The organism is bacterium (genome assembly GCA_016708025.1).
Classification (GTDB): domain Bacteria; phylum Zixibacteria; class MSB-5A5; order GN15; family FEB-12; genus FEB-12.
The window spans coordinates 444,344-462,701 of the sequence record JADJGQ010000003.1 but is presented as its reverse complement, the minus strand read 5'-3'; the positions used below and the strand labels follow the sequence as shown (position 1 = coordinate 462,701).

Here is an 18,358-nt window from a genome sequence, read left to right as displayed (position 1 = left end):
GCCTGTGGTCATTCGGGTGATGATAGTCTATTTGCCGGAGATCAGTTTGTCGACTCTGGCTCTCAACTCATTCAGCTCTTTCTGCAGTCGTTCATTTTCTTTCCTGATCTTCTTGCTCTCTTCATGGAGTTGAAGGTTCTGTTTATTCAGCTCTTTGATCGCGGCAAGAGCGATACCGGAGGGATCAATAGTCGAGATGGTCTTGTCGTTCTCGCCAACGCCAAAGACTTTCTGGAAGTCTTGCGCGGTCGGGCCGATGTGGGTCACATTGTCAGATTCACTCTTGTAGTTCCACTGGCTGATCGGAAGTTCTTCGAGCTTCTCCAGGAGTTCTTCGCCATTTACCATCCTGAAATTCTCTTTGAGATTTTCGTCGGACGCGTTGGTCCAGACACCGCCGGAAGTCAAGTGTGCCCCACTGGAGGGATGATCAATGGGATTGTTGGCATGAGCCGGTCCGCCAACTCCCAAGCGACCATCGCCGTCCATTTGCATGGAGATCGCGCCAAGTGAATCAGTCATAGAGACCGAACCACTGGCGGGCGTGAATGCAAAATCAAAGGTATAATGGCCGGATTGGGGTGCCTTGAATCTGAGCTTAGTTTCTGATTCGTCGCTGTAAACTGCGACCGCAGTATCGGGGCCGGCGCCCATAACAAGTCCAACGCTGGCTTGATGGGCTGAACTCTGCGATTTGGCATTCATTTCGATGAACCTCGGAATGGCGACTCCGGACTGTATGGTGACTCCAGCCTCATCATCATCGGCACCGATTTTTATGGTAGTATCCGAGCCGACTCCCATCAACATTCCGATATCAGCCTTTTGCGCGGCAGCCTGAGCCTGGGCTGTGACGTTGATGAACTTGGGAATGGCAACACCGGCCTGAATAGAGATTCCGGCGTCGTCATCATCGCAATCTTCGGTGACCCGGCGATCAAAGACACCATCTCCATCTTCATCCCACTCCAGTGAGTGTGCAACACTGCTGGGGGATGAGGTCATGAGGGCACTACCCTTTATGATGGGCGTGCCGGAGGAGGCATCCATACTCGAAAGATTCACCACAGTCGGTCCGGCTGGTTGCGCGGTGAGTCGAATACTGCCAGCGCTAGTCGCATCCTGCCCGAGGATCTCGGTCACTGCACTGTCGATATCGGTGCTCGACGAAACAGAGACGACTCTTCCAATTTGTGCGCCAGCACCATGTACTTCAATTGTCTCAGAAGCCGAATCCGGCGTGAGCGAACTCGTGGAGCTTGACCTGGCCAGTATTCCTATTGACTGTAGTCTTGCTTCGAGTTCGTTGACACGGACTCGCATGCGGCTCGAAGATGACCCATCGGGATTGCTTGCTTCAGTTGAAACGACAGCCGAGTCCGGCATCAGGCTGACATGGAATCTTTCAAAGTCTGAACCGGTGTACCGAGTGGTGCCATGATATGCGCCGTTCTCGTCGACGCTGTCAACGATCTGGCTTTGCGTCGGTTTATCGCCGCGCTCAAAGAAGGTCTTGAGAATCGAACGTGAAATCTTGGCCGAGGAAGAGTTGCCAACATCGGTGTCGCCGTCTTCATCGACATCAACTCCGGCGACACTGATCACGTCGGTGTTGTCGACCTTTGCCCAGACGCTTCCATTAGCGATGCCGTCAGCATCCGCGTCTGATTCCAACGCAGAACTGACCGAACTGGCCGTGTCTGAGTCGTGGGCACTCACCACAAAGCGCTGAGGGAAGGCGTCCATCAGATTAAAACGTCTCTTTGACGAACTGACACTCAGAGTAGCGGTTCCAGGCTGGACCGACATATCTTCCACGACATCCGGGACGCCATCAGCGTCATCATCGAGATCAAGAAAGTTCCGAATAACACTTCCAGAGATCTCACTATTACTGGAGCCCCGATATGATTGTGATGGGTTGTAGGACTTTAGTCCCATGAGTGCGCGATCATCGGTGAGGTGAACGTAGGAGTCGAGGAGATTAGAGAAGCTCTCATGGGTTGTGATGATCTTGGTCGTGTCTTCTCCCACGCCCATGTGAACAGAGCCTTTCCCCGGTACAGTCTGACTCACGCTGGAAGACACAAAGGCATGCGGAACCGATCCCAGGGCCAACCTGGGTAAGAGCGGCGTACCCGAAACGGCGGTCTGAAGAAAGAGTTCGTCGTCAGCATGAATGATCAACTCTCCTCCGAGCGGCTGAAGGCCGCCCAACTGGGTGGAGAAGAGTCCCCCACCGCCGGTTACCTGGACAGTCTGTGATTCGCTCCAGATCATTGAGCCGGCGACCGAGTCAGTCCAGATGCTGAAGGTGATAGAGTAGGAGCCATCGGCGACCGGAGTGCCCGACGAGCTGGTGAGACGACCCTGGTAGCTAACAGTAGAGGGGGCTCCTGTCGCAGCGCCGACAAAAGCAAGGGCGGCCACGATGAAGGTGAGGCTCCAGACGAGAGTGCGACGCATACGGTACTCCTTTGGTGATCCCAATTATCGTTTACAGCGTTCTTATCATCGGAAGTAGATTTTGGCCTGTGCGCGGAATGAAAGTCACAGGCAGTAGTGCGTGTAAAAAGGGCGAGTCGATAGAAGACTCGCCCCCGGAATCAAGAAACCATCAACAGATGGTGTTTACTTCTTTTCCATGAGCAGCTTCTTGAGTTGCTCAATTTCGTTCTTCAGGCCAGAGAGTTCTTCGATTTGCTTCTTCAGTTCGGTATTCTCTTTCTTGAGTTCCTTAATCGCGGCCAGGGCGATGCCGGAAGGATCGATCGTCGAGATCGACTTGCCATCAGAACCGACTCCGAACGTCGCCTGGAAATCCTGGGCGGTCGGGCCGATATGCTTGATCTCGTCGGATTCAGTTTTGTAGTTCCACTCGGAAATTGGGAGCTGTTCGATCTTCTCGAGCAGTTCAGCGCCATCAACCGGCTGGAAGTTCTCTTTGAGATTTTCATCTGACGCGTTGGTCCAGACGCCACCGGCTGTCAAGTGCGCGCCTGAAGAGTGTTCAAGCGGATTCGTCGGCGAGAGTACGCCTATGCCAAACCGTTGAGACACGAAGCCGACACCGTTACCGCCGAAATCAACTTCAATGTTGCCGCCGGTTTCGATGGCCATACGCCCGTAGATCAAGCCATCCCAGCCTTTGTGTTTGATTTTAACCGCGCTGGAAGCGCCTTCTACGGTTATGCCGCCGTCGGTATCATCGCAGTCCATAGTTACTGATCTGTCCGCAAGTCCGTCGCCATCGAGATCGACAGATGTGACCGTAGATGCACGAGTGGTATCGGTGGTTTGCGTGATCACAACGCGATTCGCATCGGCACCGGTCCCTTTGGTCTTGATAGCGACACTGTTGGTCGTGGGAGTGACTATTGCTTCAATGTCACCTTCCGGGACACCATCATCGTCGGAGTCAGTGTACCAACGTCCAGTCGCGGCGTAAGAAGCTGATGCGGCGCCACCTCCGCCGCCGCCGGACCCTGCGACAACGGAACTCACCGCATATGCCTCTGAGATGCCGTCGGCGTCATCATCGATATCCAAATAGTCGACCGCCGAGCTGTCGTCGCAGGAGCTTGCTGCTGTCCGGTTTTTGTCAGCGCCGGTCCCCTTGGTTTTGATGGCTACAGCGGACGTACCTGGCACGACGGAGGACACAATCTCGCCTTCGGCATCGCCGTCATCGTCAATGTCGCAGCGTGCCGATAAGACCGCTCCACCTGGAAGTGCGCCTCCGAGAAGCGATGCACCCGAGCCGACCTTTACTGAGGACTCCGGGATACCGTCGCCATCGTCGTCGGAGAACATGTTCAATCCAGAGCCGGTGGAATCAACGGCCAGTTCGCCTTCATGGACAGTGACCGGTGACTGATAGCGCAGATTGTTGGAGCACTTGGTTCGATTGGCCTTTTCTTTGGCCTTCATCAGAGCAGGCATGAGGAGGGAGTTTTCGAACTCAAAGGTTTGTTCGGTGACTACAGAGTCCGGCGTGGTGGTTGTGACGACGCGATTTGCGTCGGCGCCAGTCCCTTTGGTTTTAATGGCCACGCTGCAGGTTCCGGGCATGACTGATGACTCGATTTCATCTTCGGGGATGCCATCACCGTCGTCGTCAGAGTCGAGGTAATTGGTCGCGCTCAAGTCGTCGCAGTCTGTGCCGCCGCTGAGGCGTTGGGCGCTGGTACCTTTGGTTTTGATCGCCAGACTCGAGGTGGTTGGAGTAATACGTAAGGCAGCTGACCGGTCTATGAGACCATCGTCGTCGTCGTCGCAGTCGGTATAGAGTTCGGAGTCTGTGTCGTCGCAATCACCGCCGGCGCGCAGTCGCTTGGCGCTGGTCCCTTTGCTATTGATAGCCAGACTCGATGTGGTTGGGGTAATGCGCAAGGCAGCGGAGCGGTCGACAATGCCGTCATTGTCGTCGTCGCAGTCTGCGTATATCTCAGAGTCGGTATCGTCGCAGTCGCCGCCAGCGCTAAGGCGCTGGGCGCTGGTCCCCTTGGTTTTGATGGCGAGACTGGCGGTTGTGGGACGCACCACTGAGGCAATGGCAACGTCCGGGATTCCGTCACCGTCCAGATCCCCACCCATGACCGAATGAGCGCCATCCGTTCTGGCGCTATCGGTGATGACAAAGTCGTCATGACCATCGCCATCACTATCTGCGGCGAGTCGCGCATACGAAGCGGCTGCTGCACCGCCGCCGCCACCGGCGAGGTTTCCGACAGAACTGACCGCGGCACTAATAACGGAACCGCCGGGCATTGTGCCCTGATTATGAAGGCTCGACGATGAGACCGAGAACGGTACGCTCCGCATCTGGGTGCGCGGGGTCATCGGTGGTGATCCGGCCAATTGTACCTGCAGGTAAACGGATTGGCTTTTGAAGATATCAAAAAACGAGCTGCTGGCGCAGCCGATACAGGTCGAATAGAGTCCTTTGCTGACGGTCACAACGACGACTTCACTATGGAGCATAGTGCCGCCGACCGAGTCAGTCCAGAGGGAGATGGTGAGGTCACGCGGTCCATCGGGAACCGGGACATCCGATGCATCGGTGAGACGCCCCTGGAATGCGAGCGAGTCGGCGATCGGACCGGCCAGAATAGGTGAGACCGTAAATGCCAGGCAAAGAACGGTCAGGAGAGTGAGGAACTGGCGCATGAGGCACTCCTTACTAGGTGCTGAATGATGTAATGCTGTAACTGGATGACGGTATGAGGGCCAGACCCGGCCCTAACACTTCTTTAATAATATACATTAGGGCTCCATGTTGTCAACGCTTTTCAGGGAGCGCGGCAGGCCGATCACGGTACCGGCAAAGACGGAGCGGTTAGGTGATGTTCGGGAAGGGTGGCGAGTTGGTTCAGAATTGCCGGGTCACCATCAGGCGCGAGGCGATCTCCTCGTACTGATTGGTGGACGGACCGCCTCGAAGCAGGGTGGTTTCCACCTCGGCGGTCATCGACAGGGTTTGAGTCAGCCGGTAGTTTCCGCGCAAGGCATTGCGGAAAGAGGTATGCGGCGATTGCACGGCGATCGTGGTGGTGGCTGAAAGCATCAGCCGCGCCTGCAAGGCAGATTTGCGGAGGCCGAGAGCATAGGTTTGTGATAATTCGGAAGGAGAGTCGCCGCGTTCCGAAGAGACAAGTCCTGACTGAGCAGTCAGTTCCAATGATTCGGTGAGGCCAATCGCACTACCGAGGGTAGCCGAGTGCGAGGCCAGTCGACTGGTTTGTCGACCCGGGGTGGGATCCTCGGCATGCTGATACGTATAGTCGAGCGACAGCATCTTGAGACCGAGGCGTCGCGAGAAAGTCATGATTTGGCCAGTGCGAAGCATCAGACTGGTGTAATCGACCTTGGAAGAGGTCACAGCGGCATCATTTTGCATACCTGCCACGGTGACAGCGGCATTGGCATTCCAGCCTCGGGCGAGACGATAGGTGAGGACCGAGGAGAAGCGGGTTCGAGTCGTTGTTGCAAGCTTCTGGTCGATCAGGTTGTCTGTCTGGTGTGAGCCATCCAGCTTAAACATGCCGCGTGAATGACGGTATTGCATACCGGCAGAGACCGTCTGGCGGTCCGGGAGGAGAGAAGTAACTCCAAGGGAGACATAGCCGGGGCCGATGTATTTGTAGCCCGCCGTGAACGCGACCTTCTTGAGATCGAGATTCAGATCAGTGGTGTAGGCGTAATCAGCGCCGCTACTGACGCGTGGGGTGAAGATATCGGCGAGGAAAGCGGGGATATCTTCGGACTCAACCGGGTCGGCGCGGCGATCACGAGTGATGGCACTCGCGCTGAATTCACTTCTCCAGGTGACATGTCGATCAAACAGCTTGAGGTTTGTCAACGCCGAGACAACCAGATTCTCCTGCGGAGTCACACTGACCGGGTTCTGTGTGGAATCATCGCCGATGCCGAGCGTATCGATCGTGGTGTCGGTCGGAATATCTGCCAGCGAACCAAGGCGGTCTCGGGCCGTGAGGAAAGTGAGATTGAAGTGTGACCCCTGGGTTTGGCCGATCCCAATCACTCCACCAGAGATCGTCCGTTCGTAGCTGCGCCGATCGGAATCAGTCGACACGGAGCGGTTGGTTCGACCGGAGAGCAGACCGAGCCGGAACTTCCCTGGCTGCAGCATCAGCGATCCGCCGCGGACGCGAATGCCGTTAAGCGTAAGCGGGGTGTATTCGGTCGTGAAGTCACCGAGGTGCATCTCACCCCAACGCCACCGCGGATTGAAATCAAGCTGGTTGATTTCCTGGCGCGCGGAATTCCCTTCGGTTGAAAGAACCAGATTCAGGTTGGTGCTGATGGATTCCCAGGCAGTCAGAGTGGAGCGGAGGAATACCCGCCCGGTGGATGACGGTCGGTTGTCGGGGCGGCCGGACATATTGTAGAGTTCGCCAAACGCCCCAATTTCACCCGAGAAGCGGAGCGCAGAGCTCGAGCCGGAGGACTTGGCGGTCAAGGAATCAGATTGAGCCATCGCCATTCCGGTAACGAGGATCACCATGAATAGGGGAGCGCTCAGCCAACCAGTGGATCGGGAACTTGTCATATGCTTATTTGCCGGTTAATCCTATTCAGCGAACCAGGTATTCTATCTCCGGGCTACGTTCGCTTTCGCGACCCCAACTGTCCACCGAGCTTATGGAGTAGTAGTACTTCATGCCTCGCTGGGCGGTTGTGTCCTGATACTCATTAGCCGTGGCAGGTAGCATCTGAGGATGAATGGCCATGGCGATATTATCCTGGCGACGGTAAATGCGATAGCCGACAATTTCCTTCAACTGAGACTGATTCCAGATCAGTTTTGGCGTGCCATCGGTGCTGACGACACGAAGTCCTCCGGGAGGTGGAGCGACGGATTCAAAGGTGACAAAGGAGACGATGTGCGACATGTCGCCTTCAAGACCTTTCGGATCCACGGAGCAGATGCGATAGCGATAGAATTGATTTGGGGAGACCAGCGTGTCGCGGTATTCGCCGACTGTGCGGTCTAGCGGCTTTGCATTGAGGAGAATCCATTGTGTGGTATCCCCGGTAGTCGTTCGATAGAGATTGTACCCCGCGACCATATTATCATCGGGGGCACGCCAGAAGAGTCTGCCGGCGCCCGGTTCATAATATCCCCAGAATGCCAGCACCTGTTCCGGAGACTCTTCCTTGGAGGGGCTGACCGCCACTGGTACGGAATACTGACTGGTGATGCCGGTGAAATTGATCGCCTGCACCAGGTACCAGTATTCGCCGCGCGGGGAAAGGTAGTCCGATGAATCGCGATAATTGAGTGTGTCCGGAGGGATCAACGGGGAGATCTGAGTCAGTTCACCGCCGTAATTGTCGGCGCGGAAGAGGTAATATCCCTGCAGGTCCGGTTCTTCATTGCGTATCCACGAGATCACAACACCGCTGTCGGACTGCATTGCCCGAACTTCCTGCGGAGGAAGCGGTACCACGTAGTTTTCGTAGAGGGAGAGCGCCCGCGCGGACGGGGCGGACTCATTCCCGGACTGGTCGACGGCAGAAACACGATAGAAAACGCGATCGGTCACCGTGGCAGTGCGATCCATGTACCACCCGGTGTCGTAGGGAAGCAGTGATTCGGTGATCTTGATGTAATTGCTGTCAGGGTCGAGACTACGGTAGATATAGTAGCCAGCAGTCGCCGGATCGTCGACTTTGTCCCACCGGATCGTGATTCCGAGCTCATCCGGATCAGCAAAGACATTCTGTGGAATGGGTGGAGGAAGCAGATCGGCGACATGGATCGAAAGGACTTTATCGCGGGTGCTCTCATTGCCGGCATAGTCAGTTGAGACGACGGCATAGTAATATCCATGACCCTGACTGGCGGTCGTGTCGACAAAGGTGCCGCGCGGTTCGCCGGTGGCGGAATCGGGAGTCAGGATCAATGAGTAACGATTGAGGCGGATGAAAGAACCCTCGAGGTCCGGTGTGCGATATACGGAATAGCTCATTCCGCCGGAATCGTCAGGATTTCTTTGCCAAGTTAACTCGACGCCTTTCTTGGTATTTGCGATCTGCGGGTCGAGTGGCCCGAGCAGTGAGAAGGGGGGAGTGCCGTAGGTTGCGCTGACCGGTTCGGAGGCTTCAGATTCTTTGCCGTTTTTGTCGACGCGGGTAGCGCGATAGCTGTAGGCTTTCCCCTTTTCGACCAGGCGGTCCCATCGCAACAAACCCATCGCTTCGTAGAATGAGCGACTGAATATGCCGAGGATCATCGCAGACGAATCATTCGCGGCCAGCCGCTGCCAGAGTTCTTGCTTGGTTGTGAGACCAACAAGTCGTTCCAGTCCATCGATCGGTCCACCGGCAAAAGCCTCGAGTTCCTCAAGTGATCCGACGCGCGACACCGGCTGGGACGTGATCCGGATATAACTAGTGTCACTGTCTGCCTTGCGGTAGATATGATAACCGACCCAACCGGAGTTCTGAGAGGCGACGGTCGGATGGAGGGGTTGTCCCTGGATGACCAGGAGAATTCCCTCCGGCCCGGACATCGGGTAAACGCCGAATTCGGCTTCCTCCTGCGCAGTAGAGAGGACCGGCAGAAGGAATATCGTCAGGAGCATCAGTGATGCGAGCCTGAGTGTTGATTGCAGTATGTGCATAGTCATTTTCCTCTACTCAATCCGGTTAGAAGCTCACACTGACACTGGTTCCACGGCTCGTACTGTAGCTGACATCAGCCGACATCGCGGCGCAGGCTTTGGCGCCGGTCGGGAATGGGATGATGCACTTGCCGAAAATGCGGAGGATGCATGTCCAGCAGATCGACCAGCATCTGGCATTGTTGCAGTATCCGATGGTAGCTTCCAGCGAGAAATTGCCATGAGCCATGGCGGCCCACTCTGGACCTGTCTTGGAGATGGCGGCAGCGAACGCCATGTTGGCCTGCGCCTGAATGAGGCTGATCTCGAAAATACCCAGATCGAGACCGATCCAGGCATTGGCGCCGCCCCGCATATCGATCGATCCGGCGAAATCACCGTTCCAGCCGATGTAGATCATGCCATGACGATCGAAGTAAAGCCCCCAGCGGATCACGCGCCAGTTGGCGTCAACTCTGAAGTCTGAGTTCAATTCGACATAAATGCCGCTGATCTTCTTCAGTGTTCCTTTGTGCTGCCATTCCCAGTTGTTGGCGATAACGAATACGCCGTCCGCATGGAAGAACTCCAGGAACTTGATCTTGGCCATACCGTGGACATACCAGTACTTACCGAACTGCACGCCCAGATCAACCTGAGCGCCGATGACCAGAGCTTCCTTGTTGTATTCAAGGACGATCGAGCCAACGACACGTTCCTCTGGGATATTGATCTCGAGGGTGGCGCGCCCGATCTGGAGATTCCCGGCGACTTCGACCGAGGCGTTGCCGAGGATGATCACCCCTTTGGGAGTGGAATGAACCTCGACATCAATATCGAGTGAGATCCCTTTATCTAGTTTGGCAGGCGAAATGCGACCACCGAGGAGGAAACGCCAGGTGTCGTCTTTGCGGCCGATACCGCCGCGGACCTCGACCAATTCGCAGGGGCCCATCGGCACACGCATACCGGCAGTGACTTTGATCCACCAGTCCTGGCTTCCCGCATAGCGGAACTCCGCACCCATGCTGAAGACCGGTTTGATGCGGATCAGGCCGCTTCCGTCGAAGAGACTATCCGTCCAATGGATCTTGATGGCGATCTCGGCCGGACCGGCGATGAAGTCGGCTTTGATCTCATCAACCGAGACGGCGCCGCTCATCCAGAAGCGAAGGTTACTTGCCTGGAGGGAGAGACCTTTGATCGAACCAAACTTGACACCGCCCGAGAAGCCGACAAAGCGGTCATCTTTGGTTTTGTCATAGCCAAGTTCGATTGACTCCAGTTGCAGGGTGACACATCCGGCGAAAGTCTTGGATTGGTTAAACGTCAGCTTGCCGGTGAACTGGTCGCTTTGGCTATAGCGGACTTTGATCTCTACCGGCTTGTCCAACTTGGTGAATTTCATTTCACCGGTGAAGGAGAAGAACCGGTTATGCGGAAGAGTATCCGACTCGAAATTCTCGGTACCGTATTCCAGCGACTTAACCTGGAAGGTCTGTCCGTGTACCTTGATCGTCCCGTTCTTTTCGTCAAGATTCAGCGTCAGACTGAGGAACTCTCCCTCGGGCGAAATACGCAGGTCTTTGAAGCCGACCGTCCAGTTGTTGAGCGGCGGGACAATGATCGCGCCCGAAGCGCGGAAGCCGGTCGCCTCCCAGGTCATAGAGGAGTCGACGAAAGTAAAGACACCGAACTTGAGAGTGATAGGCGGCTTGGTTGAGATGGTGACCGCTTTGAAGACGATATCGTTACTGACCGGATCACGCCCGAGATTCAGATTCTCGAATCCGACCTTATATTCTTTGAAGATGAGAGAACCGGCCAGATGGAGGCCGCCGGTGTCAACATAGGTCTTCTGGTAATCCAGTCCGAGTCCGACACCTTTGAATTTCGCCTGAATCTCCGAATCAGTCGCAGTGAGCCCGAACTTCTCCAGACCGCGATTGATACCACCTGCCCAGAATGACGGGGCGTACTGCTTGGGGATCGAAAGTTCAGGGAGTTTTGTATCCGGGAAGATCTTCTCGAAGACGTTTTTGATCGTGAAGTTTCCGGTTATGCGGCCTGCTTTAGATGAGTCGACCCATTCCAACTGCAGGCCATCAGTGTACTTCATGGTTGCTTCGCAACCAAAGAGTTCGACCGCAAGCTCCTTGGCGGAGAGTCGGATAGTATCGTTGACCGGCTTGTAAGAAGCATCAACTTCTACGTCGCTGAAGTTGAGTACGGTACCGGATTCTTTGAGTTTGAGTCCGAAAGTCGGGGGGAGATCAACGATAGCGCCAAAGATGCGGCTGTTTCCTCCGGTCTTGCTGACGATGGAATCCAGGGCAATAGCGAAGCCCATGAGCGAATCGATCGGGGAGCGCTCAAGCTTGATCGTCACACCTTCGATCTTGTCGCCTGCCACCAGTTTTTTGTCGTAAGTATGATACAGGCTGCGGAAGCCGGCCTTTCTCACCAGGAACTTGATCGTCTCATTAGTCGGAAGATTCTTGAGCGTGAACTCGCCGTCTTCGTTGGTGTGAGTCTCAATGGAGCCACCATCCAACTTGACCAAAACGTCTTTTAGTGCCTTAGCAGAGTCAGCATCGATCACTTTACCGCTTAGACGCGCGGCCGGAACAAGCTGTACTACGAGGGTATCGGGATTGAACCCTTCGCGGATCTCTACCTCGGTTTCATACGGGATGTAATCTTTGAGGTAGTACTTGGTGTCCGGCGGGAAGACTTTGATTTTCTGCTTTCCAGCAGGCGCCGCTTTGAAAATGGCATATCCGTTGAAGTCTGTGGTTGCCGTGTCGGATTTGCCGACCGTCACCAGGATATCAGAGAGCGGTTTGCCGGGAGTGTTTCCCTTCTCAATGACAGTCAGTCGATATTCACCGGTCCGCTTATTAAGAGTGACCTTCACTTTGACCGTATCGAGTGGCGGCACAACAATGGAGGTATCCAGGTCGGCGTAGCCGATCATGCGGAACTGCAGGGTGATGGTATCAGCGATGGCGTCAACAACGATCTTGCCGCTGTCGGCGGTGAAGCCGACGAGCGAAGGTACCTGCGGCGACTTGATCGAAACGTCGCGAATCCCCTTGCTGGACGATTTATCAGTCACGGTGATGGCAATCGTTCCCTGTGCCTGATTGAGCGTCAGTTCGCGGAGATGCCGATCACCATATGTGACTTCGAATCGACCCGTCGTTTCAGTGGAGTATGCGGACCGACTGGACGTCAGCCAGTAAGTGGCTGGCTCAAGATCAGCGAAAGAGAACGCGCCTGATTCGCCGGTCTGCTTCCAGGCAACCAGACTGTCGGATGAGGTCGCTGTCGAATCTGCGAGTGTGTCGGTCAGTCGATGCAGTTCGACACGTGCGCCGGAAATGAACGCGCCACCCTTGTCAACGATCGTGCCATAGATCAGTCCGCCGGTGCGGAGCAAATTGACATCGACCGTGTCCGCCTGACCCTCATGGTCGAGACGGGCGGCGCGGACGGCATCGTTGTGCTCATCGGTATCAAACCAGACAGTATACTGGTCGGTTGACTGTTGCGGGTCGTTGATCGGGACTTGCGCAAAGAAGTAGTTTCCCTGCTGATCCGATGCGGTTCGAGCGAGGGGTTCTCCGGAGGGTCGACCTGTCTGCTCGTTGGTCCAACTGCCAGAGTCGCCGGAGGAGGAACCAGACTCACCCGAGCCGAGCAGTCTTCCATTCGCGCCGGACTTTGTACCAGCGGCAGAGGCGTTGCCCGGAGTTCGGGTTCGTCGCGCAGCTTTGTACAAGTAGACATTCGCGCCGGGGACCGGCACGGTGTCACAGCGCACCAGGCCGACAATAGATCCGGCTTTGGCTTTTAACTGATGTTCGCCGGTTTCGATCGTTTCGCCCGGTTGGAAGACGAAGGAATCAACCGACAGATAGGGCTGAAATTTCGGATCGACGACTTTAACTTTGTAGGTCAGCTCAACCAGTCTGGAGACCACCGTACGCGAATAGACGAAATTCCCGGACAAGTTGGTCCGATCAAAATCATCGGGACTCTGCGGAAGAAGCCGAGTGAAAACGAAGCGGCCATCTGGGCCGGTATACGCAGAGACCTCGGGACCGCAAGCCACGACTTCTTCGGTTGTGGTTTCTGTCCTGAATACTCCGAGTAGCAATTGCACGGTGCGGTGTTCGACACGGCAGAGCCTCACCAACTGCACCATGGTATTGGGAAGTGGGACAACCCCTTCGTACGCCGGCCAGGTCAGGGTACCAGCAAGGTTGCAGGCGTTTGGCTTGATCAACAGCGTATAGTTGTCGATATCACCGCGCTGGTATTGAGTCTCGCCGGACTCCTTGCAGTCAAGGTAGGCGGGTGGGGCGCTGCACTGGAGACTGTAATATGATGAATCGGCGGTTTCAGTGAACTCGAATCGTCCCTGAGCATCGGTCACCGTCTGCAATTGCTTGCGGGGATGGTCATTGTAAGTAGTGTGATTGGCGCCACTGGTATCGGTCGTCGTCACAGCTGTGACAACGTGGTAAGTGACAGTCGCATTCGGCACCGGCGCATTGGTGAAGAAATCTCTGACGATACCGGCGAGTCGACGCATACCGGGAGAGAGGTAGGTGAGGCGAACTACCTGTTCCGCGATATCACCACTAAGATACATTTGACTGCCAATAGCAGTTTTCGGACGATATTCTTTCTGACTAACGGTCAAAGCATAGTAGCTTTTGTTTATCGCGCTATCGATCCGGAAGTCACCCGACGGTCCGCTGATCGCCAGAATGGAATCATCGCTTACTTCCCAGGTTGAGTCGCTGTCTGTCACACGCAATCTGACCGGTCGATAAACGACTGTTGCGCCGGTGATCGCCTGATTGGTGGCAGAGTCGATCACTCGCCCAGCTATGCGACGATACTCGACAGGAGTGGTGGTGTCGGCATCGTACAGAAAACTCCAGGTCTCACTCAGTCCATTGTTGGATGACGGCGGATAGCCGCGGCTGTCTAAAATCTGTACTTGCCAGGCGTACTGCTTTCCCTTTTGGAAGGCTGGGGCCTCGATCGGATACTGCAGACTTGGATTAAGTATGTTCGTGCGTTCGTAGTGGGGATAATTGGCGCTCAATGCCTGGGTGGGGGTCTGCCCGGCAAGGATCTCGGCTATTCGCACATTATAGTGGATTGAATATCCTACCGGCACTTGCACCGGCATCCAGACGAAAATCGGGAACAGGCCGGTGACTGCGTCGCCATCGGCAGGAAATGTCAAATAGGGAGGATCGGGATATACGATGGTGAAAGTAGCGCAGACATTGTCAAGCAAAGTGACGCCGGATTCGGATTCCAAGCGTAGGCAGGCCTCGTAGTCGCCTTCGGGAAGTCTCCCGGTGCGAATGGCGATATCTTCATAGCTTCGAGAATAATCCACTGAACCGTAATCGACCAGTTGAGTAATGCGAAGGTCAGACGAAAGTCCCGGCGCAAAGTCAAACAGGCGACTTGATGCGCTGGCTACTTGCCCGCGACCGACATGAGTGATCGTTAATTTGATCCGCACCCGGACGGTATCGGTGCCGTTGTTGATGATGAGTGCCTGACCAATGGCCGGATTGTTTTGCCAATCGCTCAGATAAGGAGAAGGGTAGGGATCAAGCGTGAAATCCGCCGTCCAATCCTGGGCGGTAGCGGTCGAAGCCAACAAAAGAAAAAGTAGCACAAGCCACTGACGAGGTTGTCTGTCAAACGACAGCATAGCCCGGACCTCCTGCGTTGTAGCTTTCACCTGAACAGATGATCGATTCTGTTGGCCACATGCTGCCCAACACGAACATCCACCACGAGTATCATAGTCTGATTAGACCATGTTGTCAATGTAGAATGGAATTGAGTGAGAGAAAGCACGACATCAGGGCGGGCGACAGATCGCTACATGGTAGTGGAAGACAAGCGAACTTCAATCCGGTTTCAGCCAGAACGAATGAGCGGCGGTCAGCCACTCAATAGTGGGATACATCCGGCTTCTCAGCATCCGTGCCCAATCAACCTATTGCCAAACTCCTCTTATCTTCTTGCAATGTAACGAGGTAAGATAGTCTTACCAGGACAGCACCCTGCACATGGCTCTGTCTAAGAAGGATGTGTAATCTCGGCAGTCATTACTTTGGCTGCTGCTTTACGCGATTCATGATAGCGTGCAGAGACACTGACCAACAGCAACATCATGACCAGTGACTGCGGCGAGTCCAAAGCTACTTCGCAACAAATCGCATTACATCGGGTATTGACTGAGGTGGGAAGACCTTTAGATGTGAGGAAAGGGTGATAGTGTATGAGTGTCGAGAATGATCACTGAAATCAGCTATGGGCAGACAGAGATTGCGGCACATCAGAGGGCTCTGTGAGACGATTTTTGCAGATAAATCGTTCTGCATCACGCCGCATGTGTCTTGCGCGGCCCTTCGGATTTCTTCCTTGCCAGACTCTTTAAGTTTGAAAAATATCTTGAATCAGCGCCAATTTAGGCCCATATTATCCAAGTCGTAGTCAAAGTACCACCTCATCCGGGAGCAGAATCGGTTGGAAAACAACGAGCCACGAGACGACAACACCTCGACTTTCAGCGTAATGGCGGCCGGCACCAAAGTTGGCCACTATCAGATCATCGAGAAGATCGGCGCGGGCGGGATGGGAGAGGTGTACCTCGCACAGGACACCCGACTTGACCGTCGGGTTGCCCTCAAGTTTATGCCGGCGCAGTACGCGAACGATCAGGATTTCGTCAGTCGTTTCCGGCGTGAAGCCCAGGCTGCGGCGCGTCTCGACCATCCCAATATTGTAACCGTCTTTGAGGTTGGCGAACACGGGGGGCGTCCGTTTATCGCCATGCAGTATGTCGAGGGACAGAATTTGCATGATCTGGCCCACGGTACGCCGTTGGCGATGCATCGAACGATCGACATGGCGATCCAGATCTGCGAGGGATTGCAGAAGGCTCATGGCATCGGCATTGTGCATCGCGATATCAAAACCGCCAACATTCTGTTGGATACCGACCGTCGACCGAAGATAGTCGATTTTGGTCTGGCGACCATCCAGGGTGGAGAGAAGCTGACCAAGGTTGGTTCGACCATCGGCACGGTGGCATACATGTCTCCAGAACAGGCGCAGGGAGGAGAGGTTGATCAGCGGTCAGACCTCTTTTCGTTTGGGGTGGTGCTATATGAGCTGATTGCCGGACGAACTCCTTTTAAGCGGGATACGGATGTGGCAACGATGCGCGCAATCACCACGGACACCCCGGAGCCGTTGGCACGATATCGGGCGAACGTGCCTGATGATCTCCAGCGCATCATTGATAAGTTGCTTCAGCGCGACCCTGCGCTCAGATATCAAACAGCGGGCGATGTCGCGGCTGACCTGAAACGGATGGCGATCAGTGGTAGTTCTGTGCAGGTTGTCCCTGTGCCCGCTAAAAAGAGCACCTTGTGGCTCAAGGTTGTGATCGGCGCGGTGGTGGTTGTGGCGGCGGTGGCGCTGTTTATGAAGATGTCTCCCACGACGGTCGAGCCGCAGAGAGCTCAGGTTCAGTTCACACCCATTACCGACGATGGAACATCATACTCCGGCGCCATCTCGCCCGATGGCAAGTACCTTGCGATCGCTCGGACCGAAGGTGGGCAGTTCAGCCTTTCCGTACGCCAGGTGGCAACCAAGACATCGGTTCGCATTTATGGACCGATCGAGAACAGTCTTGGATCAGTTTCCTTTTCGCCTGATGGCAACTACATATATTTCCTCGAGAGTGAATCCGGCAACCAGGCAATTCTGAAGCGCATTACCACACTGGGTGGTTCGCCGACTGCAATTCTGCGTAATGTACAGAGCCGGATCAGTTGGTCGCCTGACGGGTCGCAAATGGCGTTCGGGAGAGAAGATCGCAATTCAGGAGAGTTCGGCATTATTCTGGCGAACGCTGATGGTTCAAGCGAACGGGTCCTCATCTCCGCCAAAGGTGCGTCCTGGTATACCGGACCGGCCAGTTGGTCACCAGATGGCAAACTCATTCTGTGTGGACGGGGGAAGTGGAAGCCGAAGATTCATTCCGAATTGGTGGCGGTCCAGGTTGCGGACGGCAAAGAGGTCTGGCAAACGTCGCTTAACTGGTCGCTGGGCGGATTTGATCCGGCCTGGCTTCCCGATGGGAAGGCCATTCTGGTTTGTGCGCGGAGCGAGTCTGCCACCGCCCGTTCCCAGATCTACCTAATTCAATACCCGAGTGGTAAGGCCGACCGCGTGTCGATAGACCTTGATCAATATTTCGGGTTGAATGTAACCGCAGATGGACTTACGGCTGTGGTCTCGCAGTCCCAGGAACGATCCAATATCTGGGTTGGAGCGGGGACGGATTGGAAACAGATCACGACAGGTAAACAGGAAGGGATGTTTGGAGTTGAGTGGAGTTCCGACGACCATATCTACATTGCCAGCCAGCGGACTGATGCCACCGGGATCTGGAAATCGGCGTTAGATGGTTCTGGCGCTGAGCAGGTCGTTTCGGGAGAATCAATAGTGCATAGCCCGTCGGTGTCTCCCGATGGCCGATCGATCACGTATACTTCTCTCAGTCTGGGTGTTCCTTCGATTTGGCGTGCGGACAGTGACGGGAAAAATGCCAAAGTGCTGACCGCCGACGGGGAAGATTACAAGCCGTCCTTTACTCCGGACGGCAAGTGGATCATCTTTATGTCCTGGCGATCCGGACCGCTGCTCCTGTATCGAGTGCCGGCAATGGGCGGCGAGTTAGTTAAGATCTCAGATCAATCGTTCAGCTCTCCCGCTATTTCACCTGATGGCAAGTCACTTGCGGGGTTCTATACTGACTCGGCGGATTCAGAAATAAAGATCGGCATACTGGAAATTGAGTCGGGAAGAGTGATAAAAACATTGTCGCGACCTGCGGCGGTCGAAACTGATAAATTGGTCTGGACGAAGGATGGCAAGCATCTCATTGGAGTGGAGACGAAATCGAATATCTCCAACTTGGTGAGCTTGCCGATTGACGGCGGCGCACCGATCCAGCTCACGCAGTTCTCGAGCGAAGCGATCCGGAGTTTCGATTTGTCACCCGATGGAAAACGATTTGTGTTGTCGCGTGGGCCGGCCAATGTGGATCTGCTGCTGATGAAGAACTTCCGGTGAGCTGCGGAAGTCTGGCATTCGCCACTGATCTACAA

6 protein-coding genes are annotated in these 18,358 nt (G+C 55.0%); 1 reads left to right on the top strand and 5 read right to left on the bottom strand.

Annotated elements, in window-relative coordinates; translation table 11 throughout:
- Positions 1–27 precede the first annotated feature (27 nt).
- The 5 genes from IPH75_13150 to IPH75_13130 form a co-directional block, all read right to left on the bottom strand.
- Positions 28–2,466: a tail fiber domain-containing protein gene (locus IPH75_13150; protein ID MBK7143018.1), complete on the bottom strand. Its 2,439-nt coding sequence runs from the start codon at positions 2,464–2,466 to the stop codon at positions 28–30.
- Positions 2,467–2,631: 165 nt separating this feature from the next.
- Complete coding sequence (locus tag IPH75_13145) at positions 2,632–5,169, bottom strand: tail fiber domain-containing protein (GenBank protein MBK7143017.1); 2,538 nt, start codon at positions 5,167–5,169, stop codon at positions 2,632–2,634.
- Positions 5,170–5,371: 202 nt separating this feature from the next.
- Positions 5,372–7,072, bottom strand: coding sequence for a hypothetical protein (locus IPH75_13140; GenBank protein ID MBK7143016.1), 1,701 nt, complete (start codon positions 7,070–7,072; stop codon positions 5,372–5,374).
- A gap of 25 nt (positions 7,073–7,097) precedes the next feature.
- Positions 7,098–9,149 carry a hypothetical protein gene (locus IPH75_13135; protein MBK7143015.1) on the bottom strand — a complete coding sequence of 684 codons (2,052 nt, stop codon included), beginning with the start codon at positions 9,147–9,149 and terminating at the stop codon, positions 7,098–7,100.
- Positions 9,150–9,174: 25 nt separating this feature from the next.
- Positions 9,175–14,877, bottom strand: coding sequence for a carboxypeptidase regulatory-like domain-containing protein (locus IPH75_13130; GenBank protein ID MBK7143014.1), 5,703 nt, complete (start codon positions 14,875–14,877; stop codon positions 9,175–9,177).
- A gap of 824 nt (positions 14,878–15,701) precedes the next feature.
- Between IPH75_13130 and IPH75_13125 the strand changes: the two genes are divergently transcribed.
- On the top strand, positions 15,702–18,323 hold the full coding sequence (locus IPH75_13125; protein ID MBK7143013.1) for a serine/threonine-protein kinase: 2,622 nt from the start codon (positions 15,702–15,704) through the stop codon (positions 18,321–18,323).
- The last annotated feature ends 35 nt before the right edge of the window (positions 18,324–18,358 follow it).